The organism is Sphingomonas phoenicis (assembly GCF_047238005.1).
Classification (GTDB): Bacteria; Pseudomonadota; Alphaproteobacteria; order Sphingomonadales; family Sphingomonadaceae; genus Sphingomonas.
Genome location: NZ_JBDFMC010000002.1, coordinates 3,470,729 through 3,494,566, shown reverse-complemented (window position 1 = coordinate 3,494,566; position 23,838 = coordinate 3,470,729). Strand labels below are relative to the sequence as shown.

Below are 23,838 nucleotides of genomic sequence, written 5' to 3'. Positions count from 1 at the left end.
CGTCTCCGGTCAGCCGAGCGAGCGGGCGGTGTTGATGACGTTGATGCCGTTGAAGCGTGCGGTCGACGAGCCATGGCTCACCGCCGACGACTGGCTCGGCTGGCCCTTGCCGTCGAAGAACGACCCGCCCAGCCGGTAATCGCTGGCGTCGCACACGCCGACGCAGGCGTTCCAGAATTCCGGCGTCCGGATCTGGTAGGCCACGTCCTCGATCTGCTGGATGATCTGGCCGTTCTTGATCTCGTAGAACAGCTGCCCGCCGAACTGCGCGTTGTACCGCTGCTGGTCGATCGAGAAGCTGCCGTCGCCGACGATGTAGATGCCGTTCTCGACACCCTTGATCATGTCCGCGACCGACTGTTTCGCCTTGCCGGGCTGCAGCGACACATTCGCCATCCGCTGGAACTGCACGCTCGCCCAGTTGTCGGCATAGCAGCAGCCATCCGACGCGGTCTTGCCCAGGATGTGCGCCTGGTCGCGGATCGCCTGGTAATCGACCAGCTTGCCGGCCGCGATCAGGTCCCACTTCTTGGTCTTCACGCCCTCGTCGTCGTACGCGACGGCGCCCAGGCTGCCCGGCTCCACCTTGTCGGCGGTGATCGTCACCTTGTCGCTGCCGTACTGGAACCGCGCCTTCTGCTTGTCGAGTGTCGCGAAGCTCGTGCCCGCATAGTTCGCCTCGTACCCCAGCACCCGGTCCAGCTCCAGCGGATGGCCGACCGACTCGTGGATCGTCAGCCAGGTGTGCGACGGGTCCAGCACCAGGTCGTACCGGCCGGGCTTCACCGACGGCGCCTTCAGCTTGGCCTGCGCCTGCTTGGCGGCGGCGATCGCGTCCTCGCGCATGTCGTACGACATGCCGTAATTGACGACGCCGTTGGGCGAGGTGAACTTGTCCTTCGCGTTGCCGTCCAGATACTCGAAGCCCAGCCCCATCGGCGCCGACAACCCCTCGCGCGTCCGGAACTTGCCCGTCGCCTTGTCGATCGCGGTCACCGTCATCGGCGCCCAGATCCGGTGCACGTCCTGATCGATGTACGATCCGTCGGTCGACGCGAAATATTTCTGCTCGTTGACGACGAACAGGATGGAATTGACGAAGTTCGCGCCCGCCCCCAGCGCCGCGGCGTTCACGCCCAGCAACAGGTCGACCTTGTCCTTCACCGGGACCAGCATCGCGTTCTTCTTGATCGGGGTCCGCCACGCCACCTCGCCGACGCCCGGCGTCGGGGCCAGCTTCACCGGTGCGGTCTGCGTCTTGGCGTTGGCCTTGGCGATCGCGGTCGCCTGCCGCGCGGCGCCGGCCACCGCCTCGGGCGTCATTTCGTTGGTCGCGGCGAAGCCCCAGGCGCCGTCGGCGATCACGCGGATGCCGACCCCGGCCGACTCGGTGTTGACGACGTTCTGCACCATCGCCTCGCGCGTCACCACGAACTGGCGCAGATACCGCCCGACGCGCACGTCGCAGTAACTGGCCCCCGCGCTCTTCGATGCGTTCAGCGCCGCATCGGCCAGCCGCTTCTTCACCGCGACGTCGATCGTCGATTCCAGCTCCTGCGCGGCGATCGCCCGCCCCATGAAGCCTGGCAGCAACCCGCCACCCAGCGCCAGACCGCTCGCGGTCAGGAATTCGCGTCTCAGCAAGACCGTATCTCCCCCCAAGGATGTACCGCCGGATCGCCGCTGCACCCGAAAGCGCAGCCGGCCGGCGGTTGCCATGAAATCGGGCCGTAACGGGCCCGTGTCATGGTGATGCAAGACACTTAACGACGCGGCTCGATCGCCGTCAACGGGTCGCGGGTGTGGTCGTATACCTTTTTTGGGGAACGTGCCCCGCCCGCCCGCCGGCATCGCCCCGCTTGCGCCCGCGCCCGCTTCCCGCAATGGCGGTCCGCACTGAACGGGGGAAGCCGCCATGTCCATTCTGTCCGACCGCTGGATCCGCGAGCGCGCGCTGGCCGACGCGATGATCGAGCCGTTCGTCGAATTGCAGCGCCGCGACGGCTGCATCAGCTACGGCCTGTCCTCCTATGGCTACGACGCCCGCGTTGCCGACGAGTTCAAGATCTTCACCAACGTCGACAGCGCGATCGTCGACCCGAAGGATTTCGCCGCCAACAGCTTCGTCGATCGCAAGACCGACGTGTGCATCATCCCGCCCAACAGCTTCGCGCTCGCCCGCACGATCGAATATTTCCGGGTGCCCCGCGACGTGCTGGTCATCTGCCTCGGCAAGTCGACCTATGCCCGTTGCGGGATCATCGTGAACGTCACCCCGCTGGAGCCCGGCTGGGAGGGGCACGTCACCCTCGAATTCTCGAACACCACCCCGCTGCCCGCCAGGATCTACGCCAACGAGGGCGCCTGTCAGTTCCTGTTCCTGCAGGGCAACGAACCGTGCGAGGTCAGCTATGCCGACCGCACCGGCAAGTATATGGGCCAGCGCGGCGTCACCCTGCCCAAACTCTGACCGGCGCCTGCGCGGCCGCGCGGCCCGGCAACCCGGGCCTTTCCGGCTACGCCCGGCAGGGCGACAAGCCCAAGGTGCCGGCGAAGCCGACCCGCACCGCCTCGGCCAAGCCCGGCCGCATGCCCGGACCCGCACACCGCCATCCCGCCCACGTCAGCTTCCTTCGGAGGGACGGTCGCGAAACTCGCCGGGTCACCTGCCCATCACGTCGACCTGATCCGGGGCGGCGCCGTTGCCCCGATCACGTCGGCGGCAAGAGCGGAAGAACGTCGACGACTACCCACCGCAAAGACCACACCACCGGATGAGGCTGCCTCATGTCACGATCATTCGTACATCTACATACCGCCCGCTTGGCACACGCCCGGCGCGGCCACAGTCAGCGCCCGCAAGCCAACGCTCCCGCTACCCGCGCCCCTGCTCCGATCCGTCGGCTTGCACCTCCGGCGCCGGGTCCGCCTTCGGCTTCCTGACCCAGAACGCGTTGATCATGATGTAGAAGAACCAGACGACGAACAGCGGCAGGATAATGCCATAGGTGAGCGCATAGGAGATCGCGGCCCAGACCTTGTAGAACGTCATTTCCGTATGCATCGCTCTTCCACCAGTCCCGGCCATCATCGACCGCCATCACCGCGCGACCGACCGCCATCCATCGGCCCGGTATCGCACGCCCGACCGGCGCCGTCCCGGTCACCCGCCGACGATACGACCTCCCCTCCCCATCCGCAAGAATCGCCGGCGAAGGAGAGACTCCTGCAAAAATCCCCGCCACTCCATTTCCGTCGTCATCCCGGCGCACGCCGGGATCCACCGACGCGGGAACATCAACGGCCTGGACGCTCACGGAGAGATGGGTCCCGGCGTCAGCCGGAATGACGGCATAGTTTTGCAAAGGTCTCGCGAAGGCCGGAGTCCATCGAAGATGCGGCAGAGGGAGCGTTGCGCATCGTCAAGCCAGCCATTCCGGCTGGACCCCGACTTTCGCGGGGAGGTGCTCCATCCTGAATGGATCGCACTTTAATCCCGGCCCCGGCGTCCGCACGAACGACATGCATGGCGCATGGCTCTGACGTCCAGTCGCCAAAGCCTCGCATGGCCCAGGCAGCGCTTCGGCAAGGCCGTCCACCTTGATTCCGGCCTCCATCGGGAACGCCGTACGGCCCGCCTCGATGCCGGGCTCGGTCGGAAATCGCCGGCCATCCACCTCGATGCCCGCCCCACCGGCGATCGCCGGACCGTCCATCTCAACACCCCGTACCGCTTCAGGCACACGCATCGGCTGCCAGCGATCCGGACGGCACTCTTCACCTTATCGCGAGCCAATGGCCCGGCGTATGCCGTGACATGGCGACGTCGGACCCCCAGCCCGCCGGCACCGCTTCCAGCCCCACCACGCTAACCGTTCGCAGCCCCTTGGCGGGATGCCCCGGCGGGCCAGACCGCCAGCCACCCCGACCGGGCTAGAAGATCAGCGCGTCGCCAGCACCGCAGGCGAAATGCGCGCCATGCCGCGCTGCGCCAGATCATGCGACGACACCGCCTCCCCCGAGGGGGTGAGCATCGACACCACCGGACGCGCCATCACCTCGGCATACATCTGCCGCGCCGCATCGATCCGCCCGGTGCGCCCGTACACGGCCGCCAGATTGAGCATCAGCTCCGGACGATCCGGGAAGATGCGCCGCTCCGCGTTCAACGTCGCCTCCGCCGCGCGCAGGTCGCCGCTGGCGATCGACTGGTACCCGGTCCGGTCGCTCGCCACCGCAGGAGCGGCCAGCCCGGCAACGATCAGGGGAATGAGAAACCCGCGCATCATCCTGTCTCCTTGTTCTCCCCGAAACGCCCGGCGAGCCGTAACGTTTCAGTTTTGTGACACGATGATGTCACTTCCGTGACTGTCCGGCAAGCACCAATTCATGACCTACGAAGTGGGAGCGCCGAGTCCTCTATTCGACTGATTTGACTTGATAATCTTCAATGCCGCGCGCCCGACCGGATCGATCCGGTACAGGCGACCACCGCCGTCACCGGCCATCGGAGCCGCTTAAGCATTCAACGATGACTCGCAACGGCGGCCGCGGCGGCCACATCTCCGCGCCTTGAAGCCCCGCCAAGTGGTGAAGGGCCGCTCCGCTGCCACCATCGGCTGCACCGCCGGTCGACGGCGACGCGGCTCAACCTTGCGCCCCGTCCGTCCGCATTCTGCGAAGGCCGAAGCCCGACGACCAGTCCATCGATCCGCCGGCCCAAGCCATGGTTCTGCCACCGGACGGCGGAACTCGAGAAGCAACAAACCCGTGGCGCGAACGTCCCGACCAACGCACCGCCTGAGCCGCGCTACAGCGCCAGCCTGCTCCACTCGCGCTAGTCGCCGACACCCGGGCGGAAGCGAAAGGAGCGGAGCGAGTAACCGCCGGTAACCGGAAGAGCAGGAACGGCCGCGTGCCAAACACCCTGACCAGTGCTCCGGCGTTCGGGCACCCCGCGTGCCGGCCCTGACCAATACTCCGACGTCCAGGACCGCCCGGCGCGACGCCCTTGACCGATATGCCGGCATTCGGGGCCGGGCCGCGTCACCACTGACCAAGGCACCGGCGTCCGGGGCCGCGTGCCTGACGCAATTGATCGAAACTCGGCGTCCAGGGCTGCGCGTCCGGCCCCCCTGACCGATCCTCCGGCGTCCGGGTCTGCGTGTCAGGCATCCTTGATTGATCCCCCCGCGTCCTGCGCCCCTGACCGATGCTCCGGCGTCCGGAGTCGCGGGCCCGAAACCCTGGACCGATCCTCCAGCGTCCGGCGCCCCCCCACCGATACTCCAGCGTCCCGAGCCGCGCACCCCACGCCCCCGCCTAAAGCGCCAGCGGCCTGGACCGCACGCCCGACGCCGCAAACCGAAGCTCCGGCGTCCGCGCCGACCGGCCAACGCCCCCTACCAATGCTCCGGCCTCCAAAGCTGCCCCGCGCCACGCCGCTGACCGACATTCCAGCATCCGGGGCCGGGCTCGCGGCACCACTGACCAAGGCGGCTGCGTCCGGGGCCACGCGCCTAACGCAACTATCCAATACAAGGCGTCCAGATCTGCGCGCCCGACACGCATGACCGATCCTCCGGCGTCCGGAGCCGCGTGCCCGGCACCCTTGATTGATCCTCCGGCGCCTGGCGCGCCTGACCGATCCTCTGCCAGCCTGGACCGCGCGCCCGACGCCCCCCACACCGACGCGCCGGCGCCCACGATCGCCTTCCCCCTCGCACATCGCCACACCGGCAACCCCGCGCCCGCCCCGCCCCGCCCCGTTCCACCCTGCCCCGTTCCACCCTGCCCCGTTCCACCCCGCCCCATTCCATCCTGCCCCGAACGCAAGAAGGGCGACCCCGCGGGGCCGCCCTTCTCGTCGCATCCATCCACGCCCCTTTGGAGCTATCAGAAGTCGTTGCGATACTGCTCGTTGCCGATGAAGCCCAGCTTGGTGATCGCCGAGCGCTTCACCACCGCCAGCGTCCGGTCGACCGCTTCGTAGCGGGCATCGGGAGCGGGCTGGAAGTGGAGTTCCGGCTCCGGGTTCATGCCCGCCGTCTGGTCCAGATACTGGCGCAGCGTCACCTCGTCGACGGGTGCGCCGTTCCAGGCGACCGTCCCGGCGGCGTCGATGGTGATCTTGTTCTTCTGCGCGTCGACCGGGTTGGCCGGCGTGTTCGAGTTCTGCGGCAGATCCACCTTCACCGCATGCGTCTGGATCGGGATGGTGATGATGAACATGATGAGGAGCACGAGCATGACGTCGATCAACGGCGTCGTGTTCATTTCCATCATCGGCTCGCCGTCATCGCGGCCCGCACTCATTGCCATGTCAAATTACTCCTTGGCACACGATTGGCATCGGGGCCGATCAGGTCGACGAACCGCCGCCGGGGGGCGGCTCGGAGATGAAGCCGACCCGGGCGAAGCCCGCCGACTGCATCGTGTAGATGGTCCCGCCGATGCAGCGATAGGGCGTGTTCACGTCGCCGCGGATATGCGCCTCGGGCAGTTCCAGCCCGGCGGCGTTGGGGCCGCCCTGGCGATCGATCTCGGTCTTCAGCTTGTTGACGGCCAAATCCAGCAGTTCCTTGCTGTTGACCTTCGACAGGTTCCAGTAGACCGCGCACTCGCCGCCCTCGGTCGTGACCGAGAGGTTGACGTTCTCGGGCTTGGTCGTGGTGGGGTCGAACCGCACGTCGGGCAGCTTCAGCGGCACCGTCTGCAGCACGACCGGCACCGCGATCAGGAAGATGATCAGCAGCACCAGCATGACGTCCACGAGGGGCGTCGTGTTGATGTCCGACAAGGGGGCGTCCTCGCCGCCTCCACCAGTACTCATCGCCATATCGTGGCAATCCTATTCTTGTTCGGGCCGGCCCGGATGAAGGCCGGCGGGTGGCGGGGCCGGCACCGGCCGGCCCCGCCCGAGGTCGTCGGGCGTCGGGATCAGCCGCGGGTCTGGACGCCGCCGGTCTGGCCGGCCGTCGTCGTCGCCGGGGTCGGCTTCACCGGAGCCTTGGCGGCAGCGGCGGCCGTCGGACGCACCGCACCGTTCGAGGCCAGGAAGCCCAGCACGTCGTTCGAGAAGGCCGACAGGTCCTTGGCGATCGTCTTGTTGCGGCTCTGCAGCCAGTTGTAGGCGAGCACCGCGGGAACCGCGACGACCAGGCCGAGCGCGGTCATGATCAGCGCCTCGCCGACCGGGCCGGCGACCGCGTCGATCGATGCCTGGCCCGACGAGCCGATCTTGATCAGCGCGCGGTAGATGCCGATCACGGTGCCGAACAGGCCGATGAACGGCGCGGTCGAACCCACGGTCGCCAGGAACGCCAGGCCGCTGGCCAGCTTCGAGGTGATCGCACCCTCCGAACGGGCGAGCGAGCCGTGCAGCCAGTCATGCGCCTCGACCGGATCGGTCAGGCGGGCATGCTGGTCCTGCGCGGCCAGGCCGTCGTCGACCAGCTGCTTGTAGGCCGAGTTCTTGTCGAGCTTGGCCGAGCCCTCCTTCAGCGAGTTCGACTGCCAGAAGCTCTCGCGGACGCGCTTGGCCTGGTTGATCACCTTCTGCTGCTCGAACAGCTTCGAGAACAGGATGTAGAACGACACGACCGACATCACGACCAGGATCGTGAACACCGACTGCGAGATGAGCCCGCCCTCGCGCAGCGCCGCGCCAAGACCGTAGGGATTGGCTTCTTCGGCGCCCGCTGCCGCGCCGCCGGCGGCAAGGATGGTGATGAACATGGTGGGTTAGTCCTTTGGCTGAAACATTTGAGACAGGTGGTTCGGAATGCGCATCGTCAGATGCGCATCACTGTGCCGGCATCTTCCACACGACGCGACGCGACGAGCTGGACCGCATCGGGTTGCCCGCCTGGTCGAGCGCCGGCGAATAGCGGCCGCGACGGGTGATCGCCTGGCAGGCGGCCCGGTCGAGCGCGGCCGATCCGCTGGAGGACGTCACGCGGCAGTTCTCGACACGGCCGGCGGCGTTGATGTCCCAGGCGATGCCCGTCGTGCCTTCCTCTTCCGCACGCAGCGAGCTGGGCGGATAGTCGTCGGTCGAGATCCACTCGGCCGGGTTGCCTCTCGCACCCGCGGCCTTGCTGACCACCGGCGCGGCTGGCGCGGGCGGAGCAGGCGGCGCCGGGGGTGCAGGCGGGGCGACCGGCTGCGACGGCGGGATGATCTGCGACGTGTTGATCGCGGGGGCCGGCACCGGCACGTTCACGATCGGCGGCGGCACGACGACCGTGGTCGGCGGCGGCGGCAGATTCGGCTGATCTGGCGGCGGCGGCGGCGGCTCGTCCGGCGGCGGCGGTGGCGGTGGCGGCTCCACGTCGAACGTGTCGAGTTGCCCCGAAACCTGCTTCACATATTTATACGCCAGGCCTGTAATAAAGGCATAGCCCAGCACGGCGTGGATGAGCACGACGATGACGATCGCGATCACCTTGCCGCCGCTCATCTTCTGGTCAACGTAGGCCATTCGGCAACGACACTCCCTAAGGCTGTTCGGCAACCGAGCGACACAAATCGGACACAGAAGTGAATCCGCATCGTCCCTGTGCCGGCAGCGACCGTTAACAGTTGGGCAATTCCTACCTTCGACCTGTTCATCACGCAAACGCTTTGTCGAAAGCAACAAATGATCAAATGGCGCGCGCCGATAACCGCTATGTACCGGGGCGGGACTGCGCTAGCATCGGAAGCATGAATAATCCGATCAAGCGCCGCCCCGCGCTGGTGTCCGTCACCATCGCCGGGGCCCTCGCCTGCGGGACCATTTGCCTTCCCGCCGCCGCACAATCGCCCGATTCGGGCCCTGCTCCCGCCACGATCGCCGGCCCTGCCGCGCCGCCCTATGCCGATCTCGCCGATCTGATGCTGGTCAGCCCGGTCGTCGTCGATGCCACGATCCGCTCCACCACCCGGATCAAGGGGGCGGAGGCCGCCTCGGTCGCTCCCGGTCGCCAGCGCCTCTATATCCAGGCGGATGTCGCCGCCCTGATTCGCGGTGAGGCGGGCCTGCCCCAGCGCGTCGGCTTCCTCGCCGACATCCCCGTCGACCAGCGCGGACGGGTGCCCTCGCTGAAGAAGCAGCGGGTGTTGCTCTTCGCCCGGCGCGTGCCCGGCTCGCCCGATCAGCTCCAGCTCGCCGGGCCCGCCGCGCGCGTCGCGTGGAGCCCCGCCGCCGATTCGCTCGTCCGCCGGATCGCCCGCGAACTCGTCGCCGCCGATGCGCCGCCGACCATCACCGGTATCGGTAACGCCTTCCACGTTCCCGGCGCGCTGCCGGGCGAGGGCGAGACGCAGGTCTTCCTCCAGACCGCCGATGCGCGCCCCGTATCGCTGTCGATCCTGCGCCGCCCGGGCGAGCAGCCGCGCTGGTCGGTATCGCTGGGCGAGATCGTCGAGGAGGGCGGTGGCCCGCCCGCGCGCGACACGTTGCTGTGGTACCGTCTCGCCTGCGCGCTCCCCGCCGCGCTGCCCGCGACCGCCGTCGACCAGCTGGCCCCCGCCGACGCGAGCCAGGCGCAACAGGATTACGCCGTCGTCCTCGCGGCGCTGGGCCCCTGCGGCCGGAGCCGCCCTGCCGCCTGACCCGGCGGCAGGCTCGTCGCCGGCCCGGACGACGGCGTAGCGCCACGACCGGGTCTGGCGGGCGATCCATCCAGGATAAAGCACCACCCCGGCGAAGGCCGGGGTCCAGCGGAGGGGCGCCAGAGAGGGGCGTTCCGCATCGTCAAGCCGGCTATTTCAGCTGGCCCCCGGCCTTCGCCGGGGTGGTCGTCGAGAGTGGTTCAGCGTGGATGGATCACTCTCTAGAGTCGCTGTCGATCAGCTTTATACAGTCGTTATCCCGGACTTGATCCGGGATCCCGCTGGAGGCGGGGCAAGCGGGACCCCGGATCAAGTCCGGGGTGACGATCCTGTTGACCAGACCTGATCGAAATCCACTCTAGCCAAGCCGGTCCCCTGCCACGTCCAGCGTCTGCCCGGTCGTCGCCACGGCCCCCGCCAGGAACGCCGCGACCCGGTCCACTGCCACCGGCGCCGCGCCGTCGGCCACCAGTACCGCGTTCACCCGGGCCAGGGGCGCGCGCTCCATCGCCACCGCCGCGATCGTGGCGCGTACCAGCGCCGCCGCGGCCGCTTCGTGCGGCGCCCGGATCACCGCCGTCACGACCGGACCCCGTGCCGACCGCAACCGCGCCGCCAGCCCGTCGTCCGCTGCCAGGTCGATGCGGCCCGCCGCGCTCATCGCCGGTGGCGCAACAGGGTGATGCCGATCTTCTCGCCCGCCTCCGCGATCGCCAGCTTCACGATCTTCACCGTCACCGCCATCACCCGCGCATCCTGCAGGAACAGCGTGTCGCAGATATGTTCGGCCAGCCCCTCGATCAGGGTGAAATGCTGTCTCTCGGGCAGGGCGCCCGTCGCGGCGTGCTTCAGGTCAAGATAGTTCTTCGACGCGGCCAGCGGCGTATCCGGCTCGAACCGGTCGGGACAGGCCATCTCCACCGTCAGCGAGATGCGCACCGGCTGCGGCAGGTGCGTCTCCTCGGAATAGATGCCGGTCAGCACCGACACCTCGATATCATGGACTTCTAGCTGGAGACGGTCGTTCATGGCGCCCCCTAGCATATGCGTCCGCCGGAGAAAGCCCGGGCCATTACGGCTTGCCACCCGCCGCCCGCGCAGTACAGCGCGCCTCCGGATGCGCCGTCCGCCGCGCGCGCGCCATCGGCCCGCTATCGGCCCGCTATCGGATTGCCTGCCATGACCATGATCGTCCCGCTGACGCCCGATCGGGCCGCCGCCGTGGAGGCGCTGCTCGACGCCGCCTTCGGGCCCGATCGCCGTGGCCGCACCGCCTATGCCGTGCGCGGCACGGCGCTGGCGATCCCGGCGCTGGGCTTCGCCGCGGTCGACGCGGACGGTGCGCTGGTCGGCTCGATCCAGTGCTGGCCGGTCCGCTTCGCCGCCGACGATGGCGGCGCCGTGCCGATGGTGATGGTGGGCCCGGTGGCGGTGATGCCCGGCCACCAGCAGGGCGGCGTCGGCCGTCGCCTCACCGATGCGGCGCTCGCCGCCGCGCGGGCGGAGGGGCTGGACGCCGCGATGATGCTGATCGGCGACCCCGGATATTATGGCCGCTTCTTCGGCTTCACCGCGGAGCGGACCGGCGGCTGGCGGCTGCCCGGCCCGGTCGAGCCGCATCGCCTGCTCGCCCGCGGCGCCGGCGTACCGGCGGGCAGCGGCACGCTCGGTCCGGCCGGCTGAACGCGGCGGGCTTTACGCCGCCGGTCCGTCCGCCTACCCCGCCCGCCATGCCGATGGAGCCGCCGCCCGACCTCGCCTCGCTCAGCCTCGCGCAGATCGCCCGCCTCGTCGAGGAGCGGCGCCTGCCCCCGGTCGACCAGTGGAACCCGTCGCACTGCGGCGACAGCGAGATGCGCATCGCCCGCGACGGCACCTGGTATCATCAGGGCTCGCCGATCGGCCGCATCGCGATGGTCCGCCTCTTCTCCACCGTCCTGCGCCGCGAGCCGGACGGCAGCCACGTCCTGGTCACCCCGGTCGAGAAGCTGTCGATCGAGGTGGAGGATGCCGCCTTCGTCGCCACGACGCTGAAGGTGGAGGGCACGGGCCGCGACATGCGCCTTGCCTTCCAGCTCAACACCGGCGACCTCGTCACCGCCGGGCCGGACAACGCGCTGCGCTTCGCCGAGGGAGAGGACGGACCCCGCCCCTATCTCCACGTCCGTGGCGGGCTGGAGGCGCTGGTCGCGCGCCCGGTCTATTACGAACTCGCCGATCTCGCGCTGGTCGACGACGACGGCGGCGCGCCGGGCGTCTGGAGCGACGGCGCCTTCTTCCCACTGGCCGCCGCGTGACCCTGGCCGATCGGCTGCGCGCCGCGCTCGCCGTGGTGCATACGGGCGACCTGCTGCCCGGCGATGTCGCGGAGCTGGCCCTGCGCGGTGCCGACACGCTCACCGCCGCCGCCGTGCTGGTCGCGGTCACCGATCGCGCCGAACCCGGCATCATCCTGACCCAGCGGACCGAATCGCTACGCGCGCATCCCGGCCAGGTCGCCTTTCCCGGCGGCCGGCTCGATCCGGGCGAGACGGTGCTGCAGGCCGCCCTGCGCGAGGCGGAGGAGGAGATCGCGCTGCCGCCCGCCACGGTCGATCTGGTCGGCGCCGTCGATCGGTATCGCACCGCGACCGGGTTCGAGATCACGCCCGTCATCGGCGTCGTCCCGCCCGATCTGCCGCTCGTCCCGTCGGAGGCGGAGGTGGCGAGCGTGTTCGAGGTGCCGCTCGCCTATCTCCTTGATCCTGCCAACCACCGCGCCGCCTCGGCGATGTGGCGCGGGGCGGAGCGGCACTTCATCGAGATTCCGTGGGACGGGCGGCGCATCTGGGGCGCCACCGCGGCGATGCTCGTCAACCTGTCGCGGCGGCTGCGATGGGCGTGACGACGCCGCCCGTCACCCTTCCCGACGCCGCCTGGCGCCACTGGCCGGGGCTCGACCGGCTGACCGCCGCGCTCGGCGCCGCCGCCGGCGAGGCACGCGTCGTCGGCGGTGCGGTGCGCGATACGCTGCTCGGCATCGACGTCGCCGATGTCGACATCGCGACCCGCCACGAGCCGGCCGAGGCAATGGCGCGGCTCGCCGCGGCCGGCATCCGCGTCGTCCCGACCGGCATCGCCCATGGCACCGTCACCGCCGTGCTGGACGGTCGCCCGATCGAGGTCACGACGCTGCGCCGCGACGTCAGCACCGATGGCCGCCACGCCGTCGTCGCCTTCACCGACGACTGGCGCGCCGATGCCGCCCGGCGCGATTTCACCATGAACGCGCTCTACGCCGATCCGGCGGACGGCACCGTCATCGATTATTTTGGCGGGCTCGACGATCTGGCCGCACGCCGTGTCCGCTTCATCGGCGATCCGCTCCAGCGCATCGCCGAGGATCACCTGCGCATCCTCCGCTTCTTCCGCTTCCACGCCCGCTTTGGCGATGCGATCGACGCGGAGGGGCTGGCCGCCTGTGCCCTCCGCGCCAACGACCTGATGGCGCTGTCGCGGGAGAGGATCGCGGCGGAGCTGCTGAAGCTGCTGGTCGCGCGCGCGGCGGTGCCGGTCGTCGCGCTGATGGTCGATGCCGGCATCCTGCGTGCCGTCCTGCCCGAGATCGACGCTGCCGGCGCCGCCCGCCTCGCCGCGCTCACCGCGCGCGAAGCGGCCGCCGGCATCGCCCCCGACGCGATCCGCCGGCTCGCCGCGCTGCTGCCCGCTACCGCCGCCGACGGGGTCGGCGCCCGGCTGAAGCTCTCCAACCAGCAGCGCCGCCGCCTCGTCGCCGCCACCGCCGGCCCGGGGAACGAGGGGCCGCGCGCCCTCGCCTATCGCGCCGGGGTCGACGGCGCGGTCGATCGCCTGCTGCTGGCCGGCGAGGATCCGCTGCCGATCGTGGATTTCACCCCGCCGCGGCTGCCGATCGGCGGCGGCGCGCTGGTCGCCCGCGGCCTCGACAAGGGACCGGCCGTCGCCGCCGCGCTTCGCCGGATCGAGGATCGCTGGATCGCCGAGGACTTCCCGGACGCTGCCCGCGTCGACCGCCTCGCCGACGAGATCGCCGGCCGCCAGAAACCGCTCTAGCCGGCCAGCAGCATCGCCAGCGCCGCATCCGCCTCCAGCGGCCGCGCGAACAGATATCCCTGGCCATAGGTACAGCCCAGCGCCGCCAGCGTCTGCGACGTCTCGACCGATTCGACCCCCTCGGCGGTCGTCTGCATGCCCAGCGCGCTCGCCAGGCCCAGCACCGCGCGCACGATCGCCACCTTGTCGCGATCGGCCAGCATCGTGGTCACGAACGACCGGTCGATCTTCAGCACGTCGATCGGCAGCTTCTGCAGATAGCCCAGGTTCGAATAGCCCGTGCCGAAATCGTCCATCGCCAGCGTCGCACCCATGTCCTTCAGCGCGTACATGATGTCGGCGATCCGGTCGGGCTCGCACACCAGCGCGCTCTCGGTCAGCTCCAGCGTGAGGCGTCCGCCGTCCAGCCGGTGCGCGTCCAGCGCGCGGCGGACCATTGGCGCCACCGCGTCGCGCTGCAGCTGGATCGCCGACAGGTTCACCGCCACCCGCCCGCCGCAATCGCCGCCGACCGCGCGGTCCCAGCTCGCCAGCGTCCGCGCCGCCTCGTCCATCGCCCAGCGGCCCAGCGGCACGATCAGCCCCGATTCCTCGGCCACCGGGATGAAATCGACCGGCGAGATCTCGCGCCCGTCGCGCGCCGTCCACCGGGCCAGCGCCTCGAACGAGGTGATCCGCCCGGTCGTCAGGTCGCAGATCGGCTGGAACGCCAGCCGCAGCCGCTGGTCCTCGATCGCGTGGCGCAGCGCGGTCTCCATGCCGAACTGCGCGCGCGCGATCGCGAACGCCTGGTTCTGGTACGTTTCGATCTCGCCGGTCGTCTTGGCCCGCTTGGTCGCGAACTGCGCCTGGCGCAGCAGCTCTTCCAGCTCGTCGCCGGTGCTGCCGAACGCGATCCCCATCGCGCATTCGACGCCGATCTCGTACTCCGTCAGCCGGAACGGGCTGGACAGCGCGCGCCGCACCCGCGTGCCCAGCGCCATCGCCTCGGCCGGATCGCTGCCGATCGCCACCAGGATGCCGAATTCGTTGCCGCCGATCCGCGCCAGCGTGTCGCGCGCGCGCAGCGCCCCCTTGATCCGCCGCGCCACCGTGATCAGCAGCTCGTCGCCCGCCAGCCCGCCCAGGCACGCGTTGATCCGGCTGAACCGCGCCAGGTCGACGACCAGCACCGCGCACGCCTGCGCCGTACCGCCGGTCCCGCCCCCACTCCCAGTCCCACCCTCGCGCGGCTCGCCCGGCACCTGCTCGCCGAACCCCTCGCGATTGGGCAGCCCGGTCAGGCTGTCGGTGGTCATCTCGCGTCTCAGGCTGCGCTCGGTGTTCAGCCGTGCCGTTTGGTCCAGCAGCGTCACGAAGCAGCGGTCGTCGATCCGCACGTCCGGCCGCGCCGCGGTGACCCGGTAATAGCGCCGGTTCAGCGCCTCGCCGTAGCTCCAGTCGAAATCCACCCGCAGCCGGTCCGACGCGAACAGCAGCTCGACCTGCTCCGCGATGGCCTCCATCTCCAGCGGCGTCCGCCCGACATCGCCCAGCCCCGCCTGCCGGTACGCGCGGTTCACCACCCGGATCGCCATCCGCCCCTGCTCGCACACCATCTGCGCGGTCGGCACCGGGATCATCTCCAGCGCACGACCGACGGCCTCGCGCGTCGGCGCGGGCGCGATCGGCAGGTCGGAAAAGGCAGTGGCCATGACCCTGCGGGTAGCGGCGACACTGTTAAGATGCCCTAAAGCATCCGCGCCCGGCGAAACACGGATCAAGCCCGCGCCAGCTCCGATCGCCCGCCGCGTGCAACCGCCATTGCCACAAGCGAACCGCCCGCACCCGGACGCTCACGGTCGCAATCCGGCTTCACAGGAAAGCGCAATCGGGAACAGCTTCCGGGAAAGCAGGACCCGTACGCGGCCATCATCGCGATCGACGCCGTGGGACTCAATCGCAGGTTCCATTGTCGGGAAAAGTTCTAATGTCGGCTATGGAGGAGGTGACGCCACTTCAACCGCGCCTTGCACAGTCTGATTACGCTGCGGACCCGTGCCTCTACCGCATAGCGAACATGTCGCGTATACCTTCGCTCGCCTCAGTCTATCGGGACGACATAAGGCCCTGAATGAAATCTTCAGTTTCGGAAACGAGAGACTGGATCATCTCTTTAATCGTCGAGCGCTCGTGTCCACGAACAAACAGCAGACGCGAAACGACAGCGAATTCAACGAAATCGTCAATCTTTACCGCACGGCAGTTCAAATATTTTGCGTTGAGCGTGCTCATCTCCTCAGTGGTAGCATCGGGGATAAGCCAGCGGGATAAAGCAAGGATGACGCTCACCGACGTATCATACCGACTACCCGGATCGACACCCTGGAAGCCATTGAGTGACTGGAGCTGGACTTCGTATTTGTAGCCGGCACGCTCGAACTCGAACGTCGCAATAGGTAGATGGGGCGGATTCGGCGGAGTGATCATCCTGACATCGTCCAGCCCGGCGATCAGATCGTATACCTCGCGCGTCATAATGCCGGTTATTCTCGGTGATGCTGGCCTGCGGCAAAACAGGAGCGACCCTGTTGCTAGATAATTCCGGCCGCGATCGAAAATATTGCGGATGGAATCCCAAAGCGGTGTTCTAGTCGTCATAACTGAAGCTTGGCGTCTCAACGGTTAAATTTTAAGCAACCGGTTTATCGCGATGGGCATAAATCACCCATAGCTGTCATTTCCAGTTCACCATTTCCTGAGGGAACCACCGCCTACTCTCCGTTGACCGTACACCAAGCTACGCGCCGCTGCTTGAACACCTGAACCATGGGCAAAGCAAAGGCAACAGATGCGAATGCTCATGTCGGAACGGAGATCATGCCGGAACGCATTCCAACGTCATAAAGGACGGACGAGCCGCAGATTGGGCGGAAACGGTCGACGTTGGTTCGGCCGGAGTCTGTCGTCGTGGCAAACGGAGACGCGATGCGGCTTGCCGACGCAGGTCGCGCGAAGCTCGCCAACATTGCAACATGCCCGCCATCAGCCGGCCCCCGATCCACCACCGCCCGCGCCTGCCGCGCCGCCCGTTCACCCGAAGCGATTATCCCGCGGGAACCCGGTCGGCGGCATCCGGCCCGCCGCGCCGCGTGCCGCGCGCCACGCCGACAGGTCGGTCTCGGTCCGCACCCGGCCGCTGTCGCCGCCCATCGTCCAGTTGATCCCGTCGGCGAACACGAACGTCATCGCGTCCGACAGGCCGCCGTCGTGATATCGCTGCAGCTGCAGCCCCTGTCCGCGCGTCATCTCGACCAGTTCGGCGATCGGGAAGACCAGCATCTTGCGGTTGTCGCCGATCGCCGCGACGTAATCGTGCGCCGCCAGCACCGGGCGGACGATCTTCAGCTTCGCGCCGGTGCGCGGCGTCATCACCGTCTTGCCCTTGCGCGTTTCGGCGATCGTCTCGGCCACCGGCACGATGAAGCCGCGCCCGTCGCTCGCCACCAGCAACAGCCGCGCGGTGCGGCTGGCGGGCAGCAACGCGACGATCCCGGTCTGCCCCTCCAGATCGATCATCGCCCGCACCGGCTCGCCGAAGCCGCGACCGCCCGGCAGCTTGTCGGCGCCCAGCGTATAGAACCGGCCATTCTCCGCGGCCAGCAGCAGCTTGTCGGTCGTCTGCGCGTGGAACGCGAAGGCGGGGCCGTCGCCCTCCTTGAACTTCAGCGTCTCGGCTGATGCCAGATCGACATGCCCGCGCATCGCCCGGATCCAGCCGCGCTGCGACAGGATGACGGTGATCGGCTCGCGCTCGATCATCGCCTCCAGCGGGATGTCGCGGGTCGGCGCCGCCTCCTCGATCGTCGTCCGCCGCTTGCCCAGCGGCGTGTCGGGGCCATAGCGGTCGCGGATCTTCTCCATATCGCGCTTCATCCGCGTCTTCTGCCTGGCCGGGCTGTCGAGCAGGGCGGCCAGCTTCTGGCGTTCCTTGTCCAGCCCGTCGCGCTCCTTGCGGATCTCGAACTCTTCCAGCCGTCGCAGGCTGCGCAGTCGCATGTTCAGGATCGCCTCGGCCTGCCGGTCGGTCAGCGCGAATTCGGCGATCATCACCTGCTTGGGCTCGTCCTCGGTCCGGATGATCTCGATCACGCGGTCCAGGTTCAGGTACGCGATCAGATATCCGTCGAGCAGCTCGATCCGGTCGGCGATCTTGTCCAGCCGGTGGCGCGTGCGCCGCTCCAGCACCACGAACTGATGCTCGACCCACGCGTACAGTGCGTCGCGCAGGCTCATCACCCGCGGCGTGCGTTCCTTGTCCAGCACGTTCAGGTTCAGCGGCACCCGCGTTTCCAGCTCGGTCAGCCGGAACAGCCCGTCCATCAGCACCGACGTATCGACCGTGCGGCTGCGCGGCTCCAGCACGATGCGCACCTCGGCATCCGATTCGTCGCGCACATCGGCCAGGATCGGCAGCTTGCGGTCGTTGATCAGCGCCGCGATCTGCTCGATCAGCTTGCCCTTCTGCACGCCGTACGGGATCTCGGACACCACGACCTGCCAGCCGCCGCCCTTCTCCTTCTCGACCGACCAGCGCGCCCGCACCCGGAAACTGCCGCGTCCCGTCCGGTAACTCTCCGCGATCACCGCCGGCGGATCGACCACCAGCCCGCCGGTCGGGAAATCCGGGCCGGTCACATGCGCCATCACGTCGGCCGCCGGATCGTCGACCAGCGCGATGGCCGCGTCCAGCAGCTCGGCGGCGTTGTGCGGCGGGATGCTCGTCGCCATGCCCACAGCGATCCCGCTGGCGCCATTGGCCAGCAGGTTGGGGAACATGCCGGGGAACAGCTCCGGCTCCTGCTCCTCGCCGTTATAGGTGGGGCGGTAATCGACGGCCTGCTCGTCCAGGCCATCCATCAGGTCGATCGCGACCTGGGTCAGCCGCGCCTCGGTATAGCGGTACGCGGCGGCGTTATCCCCGTCGATGTTGCCGAAATTGCCCTGCCCGTCGACCAGCGGGTACCGGAGCGCGAAATCCTGCGCCAGCCGCACCATCGCGTCGTAGACCGACTGGTCGCCGTGCGGATGATATTTGCCGATCACGTCGCCGACGACGCGCGCGCACTTCTTGTACCCCGATGCCGGGTCCAGCCGCAGCAGCCGCATCGCCCACAGCAGCCGCCGGTGCACCGGCTTCAGCCCGTCGCGCACATCGGGCAGCGACCGCGCCGTGATCGTCGACAGCGCATAGACCAGGTACCGCTCCGACAGGGCGGAGTCGAACGGAGCGTCGAAGATGCCGATCGGCGTGTCGGGGCCGGTGAGGTCGGTCGCCATATGTTCCGTCGTCATAGCGATCTGTCCGCCAAGGGCAAGGATCGCACCGCTTCCCGCTGCCTACGACAGGGCAAGTCGCGGCCTGAACGTTTCCCTCTCCCCTCCCTGGACAAGGGAGGGGCTGGGGGTGGGTCGGCCCGGGGCGGACTCGACATATTCCCATGGTCATCCCCGCGCAGGCGGGGATCTACACGCAGACGTCACGGCTCCTCCCAAACCCCGGCGTCCATGGATCCCCGCCTGCGCGGCGATGACGACAATGCTACCCACGCCCCATGCCGATTCGCCTTCTCGCCCTGACCGCCCTTCTCCTGCCCGGACCCGCCATGGCCGCCGACCTGCCGAAGCCGCTCCTGACCTGGCCCGACCTGAAGAGCCGCCCGCGCCCCGCGCCCACCCGCACGATCGCTTACGGCGACGACGCGCTGCAGGTGGTCGATCTCTGGCTGCCCGACGGCGCGGGCCCGCACCCGGTCGCGATCATGGTCCATGGCGGCTGCTGGCAGACCGACATCGCCGATCGCACGCTGATGAACTGGATCGCCGACGATCTGCGCCGCCACGGCGTTGCCGTCTGGAACATCGAGTATCGCGGCGTCGACCGCGCCGGCGGCGGCTATCCCGGCACCTTCCGCGACGTCGCCGCGGCCGCCGACCGGCTGCGCACCGACGCGTCCGCCCTCGGGCTCGACCTTCGCCGCACCGTCGCGGTCGGCCATTCCGCCGGCGGCCACCTCGCGCTCTGGCTCGCCGCCCGCCCGCGCCTGCCCGCCGCCAGTCCACTGCGCACCGCCGATCCGCTGCCGATCGCCCGTGCGATCGTGCTGGGCGGCCTGCCCGATCTCGCCGCGACCGAGGCCAGCCCCGACAATGGCTGCGGCACCGCGGTCGTCGCCCGCCTGACCGGCGACCGGCCCGATCGCTTCGCCGACACCTCGATCCCGCCGCTCCTCCCGCTCGGCGTCCGCCAGGATCTGGTCAACGGGCGCGAGGACCGGATCATCCCCTATCGCCTCGCGACCGACTATGTCGCCCGCGCGACCGCCGCCGGCGACCGCGCGACGCTCCACACCGTCCCCGCGACCGGCCATGTCGAGCTGATCGCCCCCGACACCGCCGCCTGGGCCGCCGCCCGCCGCCTGATCATGGAGTCCGTCAAGTGAACATTGACGATCAACGTACACTTGACGCGGCCGATCCGCTCGCCCGCTACCGCGATCGCTTCGCGATTCCGGACGGCATCATCTATCTCGACGGCAACTCGCTCGGCCCCCTTCCCCGCGCCACCGTGGCGGCGATGGACGACATGGTGCAGCGCCAATGGGGTGACCGCCTGATCCGCAGCTGGAACGAGGGCTGGATCGATGCGCCCGTCCGGCTGGGTGCGAAGATCGCCCCGCTGATCGGCGCGGATGCGGACGAGGTGATCGTCGGCGACTCCACATCGGCCAATCTTTACAAGCTCCTGTCGGCCGGTCTTCGCATCGATCCTCAACGGACGGTCATCCTCAGCGAGGCCGGCAACTTCCCCACCGACCTCCACATCGCGGAGGGCGTCGTCGCCGCGAGTCCCGGCGCCACCCTCCGCGTCGTCCAGCGGGGCGGCATCGTCGACGCACTCGACGACCGGGTCGCCGTCGTCCTCCTCACCCATGTCCACTACAAGACCGCCGAGCGGTTCGACATGCCCGCCCTCACCCGCGCCGCCCATGCGGCCGGCGCGATAATCCTGTGGGATCTCAGTCACTCGGTCGGCGCCGTTCCCATCGACCTGACGGGCGCGGGTGCCGATCTGGCGGTCGGCTGCACCTATAAATACCTGAACGGCGGCCCCGGCGCGCCCGCCTTCTGCTACGTCGCCCGCCGCTGGCAGGATCGTCTGGCAAGCCCGCTGTCCGGCTGGATGGGGCACGCCGAACCTTTCGCCTTTTCCGATGCTTACGCGCCTGCACCGGGGATGAAACGTTGGCTCGCCGGCACCCCGCCGATGCTCGCCATGGCCGCGCTGGAGGCCGGGCTCGACCTGTGGGCAGCGGTCGACCGCGATGCCCTGTGGGCCAAAAGCGCAAGCCTCTGGAACATCCTCGCCGCCGCCGGTGCCGCCGCCGGGCTCGACTGCGTCACCCCCACCGATCCAAGCGACCGCGGCAGCCACATCAGCTTCCGCCACCCCCACGCCCACGCCCTCACCCAGGCGCTGATCGCCCGCGGCGTCATCGGCGATTTCCGCGATCCCGACATCCTCCGCCTCGGCATCACGCCCCTCTATCTCAGCCACGAAGACGTGGCGAAGGCCGGCGAAATCCTGTGCGATGTGATCGCGAGCGGCAGCTACATGGCCCCCGAATATCGGCAGCGACAGGCGGTCACCTGATTGCCCTTGACGGGGAAACATCCTATATAAGGACCATATTCGGTCCGGAGATGATCATGCGCCTGTCCACCCAGATCAAGCCGATCAGCTACGTCAAGGCGAACGCCGCTGAAATCATTGCCGAACTGAACGACGGCGGCGCGCCGATCGTCATCACCCAGAACGGCGAGGCGAAGGCGGTGCTCCAGGACGTCCGCGAGTACGAACGCACGCAGGAGACACTGGCGCTGCTCAAGATCCTGGCGCTCGGCATGGAGGATGTCCGAACGGGCCGGGTACTTCCTGCCCGTGAAGCGCTGGAAGGACTGCGTGACGAGATCCTGACGCGTTGACCATGCGGTACGGCGTCAAGCTTACTCCCGCCGCTCTCCAGGATGCACGCGAGATCGCCGCTTACATCGCGGAGCACCGTGGTCGCGACGAGGCAGAGGACTTCTTCACATCCTTGCTGGACTGCGTCGACAGCCTGGCCTCCTTCCCCGACCGGGGCAGCCGCCCCCGGGAGTTGATGGATGCCGGGCAATGCGGCTTTCGCCAGACCCTGCTCGGTCGCTACCGCATCGTCTACAGCGTGCTGCCCGGCGCGGTGTCCATCCCGCTGATCGCCGATGGCCGCCGCGACATGCAGGCGCTGCTCCATGCCCGCATCGTCAGTCCGCACGCCACCACCTGATTGCACCCCCCGCGCCCTTCCCCTATAGGCGCGACCTCATTCCAGGCCCGGCCCGCGCGCACTCCGCTTGCGGTGTCGGTTCACCCGTTTCCGAAGGGAACCCGATGGCTCGCCGCCGCCAGATCTACGAGGGCAAGGCCAAGATCCTCTACGAGGGTCCCGAGCCGGGCACGATCATCCAGTATTTCAAGGATGATGCCACCGCGTTCAACGCGCAGAAAAAGGGCACGATCAACGGCAAGGGGGTGCTGAACAATCGCATTTCCGAGCATGTGTTCACCCTGCTCGATCATATCGGCGTGCCGACGCACTTCATCCGCCGTCTCAACATGCGCGAGCAACTGGTTCGCCAGGTTGAGATCGTGCCGATCGAGGTCGTCGTGCGCAACGTCGCCGCCGGTTCGCTGTCGAAGCGGCTGGGGATCGAGGAGGGGACGAAGCTGCCCCGCACGATCATCGAATATTACTACAAGGACGATGCGCTCGGCGATCCGATGGTCTCCGAGGAGCACATCGCCTGCTTCGGCTGGGCCAGCCAGGACGAGATGCACGACATCGCCGATCTGGCGATCCGCGTGAACGATTTCCTGTGTGGCCTGTTCGCCGGCGTCGGCATCCGCCTGGTCGACTTCAAGCTCGAATTCGGCCGGGTGTGGGACGATGATTACGGCCGCATCATCCTGGCCGACGAGATCAGCCCCGATGGCTGCCGCCTGTGGGACATGGCCTCGGGCGAAAAGCTCGACAAGGATCGCTTCCGCCGCGATCTGGGCGGGGAAGCAGAGGCTTATCAAGAGGTTGCCCGCCGCCTCGGCCTTATGCCGGAGGGCGAGGAAACCGCGGTGCTCGACCTCGACAGCCATCGCAAGAAGCGGGGTAAGTGATGAAGCTGAAGGTCTATGTCACGCTGAAGCCCGGCGTGCTCGATCCGCAGGGCCGCGCCATCCACCACGCGCTCGGCTCGCTCGGCTTTGGCGGGGTGGAGGACGTGCGCGTCGGCCGCCTGATCGAAATGCAGGTTGCCGACGGCACCGACGATGCCACGGTCGAGGCGATGTGCCGCCAGCTGCTCGCCAACACCGTCATCGAGAATTTCCGGATCGAGCGCGCATGAAGACCGCGGTCCTCGTCTTCCCCGGCTCGAACTGCGACCGCGACATCGCCGTCGCGCTGGAGCAGGTGACGGGCACCGCGCCCGCGATGGTCTGGCATGCGGAGGCATCGCTGCCCGATGGCATCGGCCTGGTCGCCGTTCCCGGCGGCTTCTCCTATGGCGACTATCTCCGTGCCGGCGCCATCGCCGCGCGCTCGCCGGTGATGCGCGCCGTCGTCGAGGCGGCGGGCCGCGGCTTGCCGGTGCTCGGCGTCTGCAACGGCTTCCAGGTCCTGACCGAGGCGGGGCTGCTGCCCGGCGCGCTGATGCGCAACGAACAGCTCTCCTTCGTCTGCCGCGACGCGTCGCTGGTCGTCGAGAATGCCGACAGCGCCTTCACCCGCCTCTACGCGCAGGGCGAGACGGTCAGCTTCCCCGTCGCGCACCACGACGGCAACTACTTTGCCGATGCCGCGACGCTCGACCGGCTGGAGGGAGAAGGCCGCGTCGCCTTCCGCTACGCCGCCACCGTCAACGGCTCCGCCCGCAACATCGCAGGCATCCTCAATGACGCGGGCAACGTGCTCGGCATGATGCCCCACCCCGAACGCCGGGTCGAGGCCGCGCACGGCGGCACCGACGGTCGTCGCCTGTTCGAAGGCCTGATGGAAACGATCGCCGCCTGATCCCGCGGGCCTCCCGAGCGAGCGG

At 68.7% G+C, this 23,838-nt stretch carries 26 protein-coding genes; 13 read left to right on the top strand and 13 right to left on the bottom strand.

Annotation, left to right across the window (positions count from 1 at the left end; translation table 11 throughout):
• Positions 1-9: 9 nt before the first annotated feature.
• Positions 10-1,644: a TldD/PmbA family protein gene (locus tag ABC319_RS17570; RefSeq protein ID WP_413071459.1), complete on the bottom strand. Its 1,635-nt coding sequence runs from the start codon at positions 1,642-1,644 to the stop codon at positions 10-12.
• A 271-nt stretch (positions 1,645-1,915) separates the two neighbouring features.
• Here ABC319_RS17570 and dcd point away from each other — a divergent pair, with 271 nt between their 5' ends.
• Positions 1,916-2,470, top strand: coding sequence for a dCTP deaminase (gene dcd, locus ABC319_RS17565; RefSeq protein ID WP_413071458.1), 555 nt, complete (start codon positions 1,916-1,918; stop codon positions 2,468-2,470).
• 405 nt (positions 2,471-2,875) lie between these two features.
• On the opposite strand, the gene ABC319_RS17560 is transcribed toward dcd, so the two are convergent.
• The 7 genes from ABC319_RS17560 to ABC319_RS17530 form a co-directional block, all read right to left on the bottom strand.
• Positions 2,876-3,064 carry a hypothetical protein gene (locus tag ABC319_RS17560; protein ID WP_413071457.1) on the bottom strand — a complete coding sequence of 63 codons (189 nt, stop codon included), beginning with the start codon at positions 3,062-3,064 and terminating at the stop codon, positions 2,876-2,878.
• A 358-nt stretch (positions 3,065-3,422) separates the two neighbouring features.
• Positions 3,423-3,716 (bottom strand): hypothetical protein, encoded by a 294-nt coding sequence (locus ABC319_RS17555; RefSeq protein ID WP_413071456.1) that lies wholly within the window; start codon positions 3,714-3,716, stop codon positions 3,423-3,425.
• A gap of 225 nt (positions 3,717-3,941) precedes the next feature.
• A complete protein-coding gene (locus ABC319_RS17550) occupies positions 3,942-4,289 on the bottom strand; it encodes a tetratricopeptide repeat protein (RefSeq protein WP_413071455.1) in 348 nt (115 codons plus the stop codon).
• A 1,606-nt stretch (positions 4,290-5,895) separates the two neighbouring features.
• Positions 5,896-6,321, bottom strand: a complete 426-nt coding sequence (locus ABC319_RS17545; protein ID WP_413071454.1) for an ExbD/TolR family protein — start codon at positions 6,319-6,321, stop codon at positions 5,896-5,898.
• A 40-nt stretch (positions 6,322-6,361) separates the two neighbouring features.
• On the bottom strand, positions 6,362-6,838 hold the full coding sequence (locus tag ABC319_RS17540) for an ExbD/TolR family protein (protein ID WP_413071453.1): 477 nt from the start codon (positions 6,836-6,838) through the stop codon (positions 6,362-6,364).
• 101 nt (positions 6,839-6,939) lie between these two features.
• Complete coding sequence (locus tag ABC319_RS17535) at positions 6,940-7,737, bottom strand: MotA/TolQ/ExbB proton channel family protein (RefSeq protein ID WP_413071452.1); 798 nt, start codon at positions 7,735-7,737, stop codon at positions 6,940-6,942.
• A 67-nt stretch (positions 7,738-7,804) separates the two neighbouring features.
• The gene (locus tag ABC319_RS17530) at positions 7,805-8,482 is read right to left on the bottom strand and encodes an energy transducer TonB (protein ID WP_413071451.1); all 678 of its coding nucleotides are present in this window, start codon (positions 8,480-8,482) and stop codon (positions 7,805-7,807) included.
• A 224-nt stretch (positions 8,483-8,706) separates the two neighbouring features.
• Between ABC319_RS17530 and ABC319_RS17525 the strand changes: the two genes are divergently transcribed.
• A complete protein-coding gene (locus ABC319_RS17525) occupies positions 8,707-9,597 on the top strand; it encodes a hypothetical protein (protein ID WP_413071450.1) in 891 nt (296 codons plus the stop codon).
• A 358-nt stretch (positions 9,598-9,955) separates the two neighbouring features.
• Here the strand turns inward: ABC319_RS17525 and ABC319_RS17520 are convergent, their stop codons facing one another.
• Positions 9,956-10,258, bottom strand: coding sequence for a Rossmann fold domain-containing protein (locus ABC319_RS17520; RefSeq protein ID WP_413071449.1), 303 nt, complete (start codon positions 10,256-10,258; stop codon positions 9,956-9,958).
• Positions 10,255-10,626, bottom strand: coding sequence for a dihydroneopterin aldolase (locus ABC319_RS17515; RefSeq protein ID WP_413071448.1), 372 nt, complete (start codon positions 10,624-10,626; stop codon positions 10,255-10,257). The genes ABC319_RS17520 and ABC319_RS17515 overlap by 4 nt, the downstream gene beginning before the upstream one ends.
• 150 nt (positions 10,627-10,776) lie before the next feature.
• Between ABC319_RS17515 and ABC319_RS17510 the strand changes: the two genes are divergently transcribed.
• The 4 genes from ABC319_RS17510 to ABC319_RS17495 are packed head-to-tail and all read left to right on the top strand — an operon-like array spanning position 10,777 to position 13,668.
• Positions 10,777-11,280: a GNAT family N-acetyltransferase gene (locus tag ABC319_RS17510; RefSeq protein ID WP_413071447.1), complete on the top strand. Its 504-nt coding sequence runs from the start codon at positions 10,777-10,779 to the stop codon at positions 11,278-11,280.
• 47 nt (positions 11,281-11,327) lie between these two features.
• Positions 11,328-11,894, top strand: coding sequence for a DUF1285 domain-containing protein (locus tag ABC319_RS17505; RefSeq protein ID WP_413071446.1), 567 nt, complete (start codon positions 11,328-11,330; stop codon positions 11,892-11,894).
• Positions 11,891-12,481 (top strand): CoA pyrophosphatase, encoded by a 591-nt coding sequence (locus ABC319_RS17500; RefSeq protein WP_413071445.1) that lies wholly within the window; start codon positions 11,891-11,893, stop codon positions 12,479-12,481. The genes ABC319_RS17505 and ABC319_RS17500 overlap by 4 nt, the downstream gene beginning before the upstream one ends.
• Positions 12,478-13,668: a CCA tRNA nucleotidyltransferase gene (locus ABC319_RS17495; protein WP_413071444.1), complete on the top strand. Its 1,191-nt coding sequence runs from the start codon at positions 12,478-12,480 to the stop codon at positions 13,666-13,668. Before ABC319_RS17500 ends, ABC319_RS17495 begins: the two co-directional genes overlap by 4 nt.
• Here the strand turns inward: ABC319_RS17495 and ABC319_RS17490 are convergent.
• The 3 genes from ABC319_RS17490 to parC form a co-directional block, all read right to left on the bottom strand.
• Entirely contained in the window at positions 13,665-15,362 is a 1,698-nt protein-coding gene (locus ABC319_RS17490) for a putative bifunctional diguanylate cyclase/phosphodiesterase (RefSeq protein WP_413071443.1), read from the bottom strand. The genes ABC319_RS17495 and ABC319_RS17490 overlap by 4 nt on opposite strands.
• A gap of 394 nt (positions 15,363-15,756) precedes the next feature.
• Positions 15,757-16,185, bottom strand: coding sequence for a hypothetical protein (locus ABC319_RS17485; RefSeq protein ID WP_413071442.1), 429 nt, complete (start codon positions 16,183-16,185; stop codon positions 15,757-15,759).
• A gap of 555 nt (positions 16,186-16,740) precedes the next feature.
• On the bottom strand, positions 16,741-18,987 hold the full coding sequence (gene parC, locus ABC319_RS17480) for a DNA topoisomerase IV subunit A (protein ID WP_413071744.1): 2,247 nt from the start codon (positions 18,985-18,987) through the stop codon (positions 16,741-16,743).
• A gap of 275 nt (positions 18,988-19,262) precedes the next feature.
• Here parC and ABC319_RS17475 point away from each other — a divergent pair, with 275 nt between their 5' ends.
• From ABC319_RS17475 to purQ, 7 genes are all read left to right on the top strand, one after another.
• On the top strand, positions 19,263-20,150 hold the full coding sequence (locus ABC319_RS17475; RefSeq protein WP_413071441.1) for an alpha/beta hydrolase: 888 nt from the start codon (positions 19,263-19,265) through the stop codon (positions 20,148-20,150).
• Positions 20,147-21,361 carry a kynureninase gene (gene kynU, locus ABC319_RS17470; protein ID WP_413071440.1) on the top strand — a complete coding sequence of 405 codons (1,215 nt, stop codon included), beginning with the start codon at positions 20,147-20,149 and terminating at the stop codon, positions 21,359-21,361. Before ABC319_RS17475 ends, kynU begins: the two co-directional genes overlap by 4 nt.
• A 56-nt stretch (positions 21,362-21,417) precedes the next feature.
• Positions 21,418-21,693 (top strand): type II toxin-antitoxin system Phd/YefM family antitoxin, encoded by a 276-nt coding sequence (locus ABC319_RS17465; protein WP_413071439.1) that lies wholly within the window; start codon positions 21,418-21,420, stop codon positions 21,691-21,693.
• 2 nt (positions 21,694-21,695) lie between these two features.
• A complete protein-coding gene (locus ABC319_RS17460; protein WP_413071743.1) occupies positions 21,696-22,034 on the top strand; it encodes a type II toxin-antitoxin system RelE/ParE family toxin in 339 nt (112 codons plus the stop codon).
• Positions 22,035-22,138: 104 nt separating this feature from the next.
• Complete coding sequence (gene purC, locus ABC319_RS17455) at positions 22,139-22,918, top strand: phosphoribosylaminoimidazolesuccinocarboxamide synthase (RefSeq protein WP_413071438.1); 780 nt, start codon at positions 22,139-22,141, stop codon at positions 22,916-22,918.
• Complete coding sequence (gene purS, locus ABC319_RS17450) at positions 22,918-23,148, top strand: phosphoribosylformylglycinamidine synthase subunit PurS (protein WP_413071742.1); 231 nt, start codon at positions 22,918-22,920, stop codon at positions 23,146-23,148. The genes purC and purS overlap by 1 nt, the downstream gene beginning before the upstream one ends.
• Entirely contained in the window at positions 23,145-23,813 is a 669-nt protein-coding gene (purQ, locus tag ABC319_RS17445) for a phosphoribosylformylglycinamidine synthase subunit PurQ (RefSeq protein WP_413071437.1), read from the top strand. Before purS ends, purQ begins: the two co-directional genes overlap by 4 nt.
• Positions 23,814-23,838: the final 25 nt, after the last annotated feature.

Coding starts and splice junctions, on each gene's coding strand:
- dcd (WP_413071458.1), top strand. CDS start 1,916: ATGTCCATTCTGTCCGACCGCTGGATCCGCGAGCGCGCGCTGGCCGAC.
- ABC319_RS17560 (WP_413071457.1), bottom strand. CDS start 3,064: ATGCATACGGAAATGACGTTCTACAAGGTCTGGGCCGCGATCTCCTAT.
- ABC319_RS17555 (WP_413071456.1), bottom strand. CDS start 3,716: ATGGACGGTCCGGCGATCGCCGGTGGGGCGGGCATCGAGGTGGATGGC.
- ABC319_RS17550 (WP_413071455.1), bottom strand. CDS start 4,289: ATGATGCGCGGGTTTCTCATTCCCCTGATCGTTGCCGGGCTGGCCGCT.
- ABC319_RS17545 (WP_413071454.1), bottom strand. CDS start 6,321: ATGGCAATGAGTGCGGGCCGCGATGACGGCGAGCCGATGATGGAAATG.
- ABC319_RS17540 (WP_413071453.1), bottom strand. CDS start 6,838: ATGGCGATGAGTACTGGTGGAGGCGGCGAGGACGCCCCCTTGTCGGAC.
- ABC319_RS17535 (WP_413071452.1), bottom strand. CDS start 7,737: ATGTTCATCACCATCCTTGCCGCCGGCGGCGCGGCAGCGGGCGCCGAA.
- ABC319_RS17530 (WP_413071451.1), bottom strand. CDS start 8,482: ATGGCCTACGTTGACCAGAAGATGAGCGGCGGCAAGGTGATCGCGATC.
- ABC319_RS17525 (WP_413071450.1), top strand. CDS start 8,707: ATGAATAATCCGATCAAGCGCCGCCCCGCGCTGGTGTCCGTCACCATC.
- ABC319_RS17520 (WP_413071449.1), bottom strand. CDS start 10,258: ATGAGCGCGGCGGGCCGCATCGACCTGGCAGCGGACGACGGGCTGGCG.
- ABC319_RS17515 (WP_413071448.1), bottom strand. CDS start 10,626: ATGAACGACCGTCTCCAGCTAGAAGTCCATGATATCGAGGTGTCGGTG.
- ABC319_RS17510 (WP_413071447.1), top strand. CDS start 10,777: ATGACCATGATCGTCCCGCTGACGCCCGATCGGGCCGCCGCCGTGGAG.
- ABC319_RS17505 (WP_413071446.1), top strand. CDS start 11,328: ATGCCGATGGAGCCGCCGCCCGACCTCGCCTCGCTCAGCCTCGCGCAG.
- ABC319_RS17490 (WP_413071443.1), bottom strand. CDS start 15,362: ATGGCCACTGCCTTTTCCGACCTGCCGATCGCGCCCGCGCCGACGCGC.
- ABC319_RS17485 (WP_413071442.1), bottom strand. CDS start 16,185: ATGACGCGCGAGGTATACGATCTGATCGCCGGGCTGGACGATGTCAGG.
- parC (WP_413071744.1), bottom strand. CDS start 18,987: ATGGCGACCGACCTCACCGGCCCCGACACGCCGATCGGCATCTTCGAC.
- ABC319_RS17475 (WP_413071441.1), top strand. CDS start 19,263: ATGCCGATTCGCCTTCTCGCCCTGACCGCCCTTCTCCTGCCCGGACCC.
- ABC319_RS17465 (WP_413071439.1), top strand. CDS start 21,418: ATGCGCCTGTCCACCCAGATCAAGCCGATCAGCTACGTCAAGGCGAAC.
- ABC319_RS17460 (WP_413071743.1), top strand. CDS start 21,696: ATGCGGTACGGCGTCAAGCTTACTCCCGCCGCTCTCCAGGATGCACGC.
- purC (WP_413071438.1), top strand. CDS start 22,139: ATGGCTCGCCGCCGCCAGATCTACGAGGGCAAGGCCAAGATCCTCTAC.
- purS (WP_413071742.1), top strand. CDS start 22,918: ATGAAGCTGAAGGTCTATGTCACGCTGAAGCCCGGCGTGCTCGATCCG.
- purQ (WP_413071437.1), top strand. CDS start 23,145: ATGAAGACCGCGGTCCTCGTCTTCCCCGGCTCGAACTGCGACCGCGAC.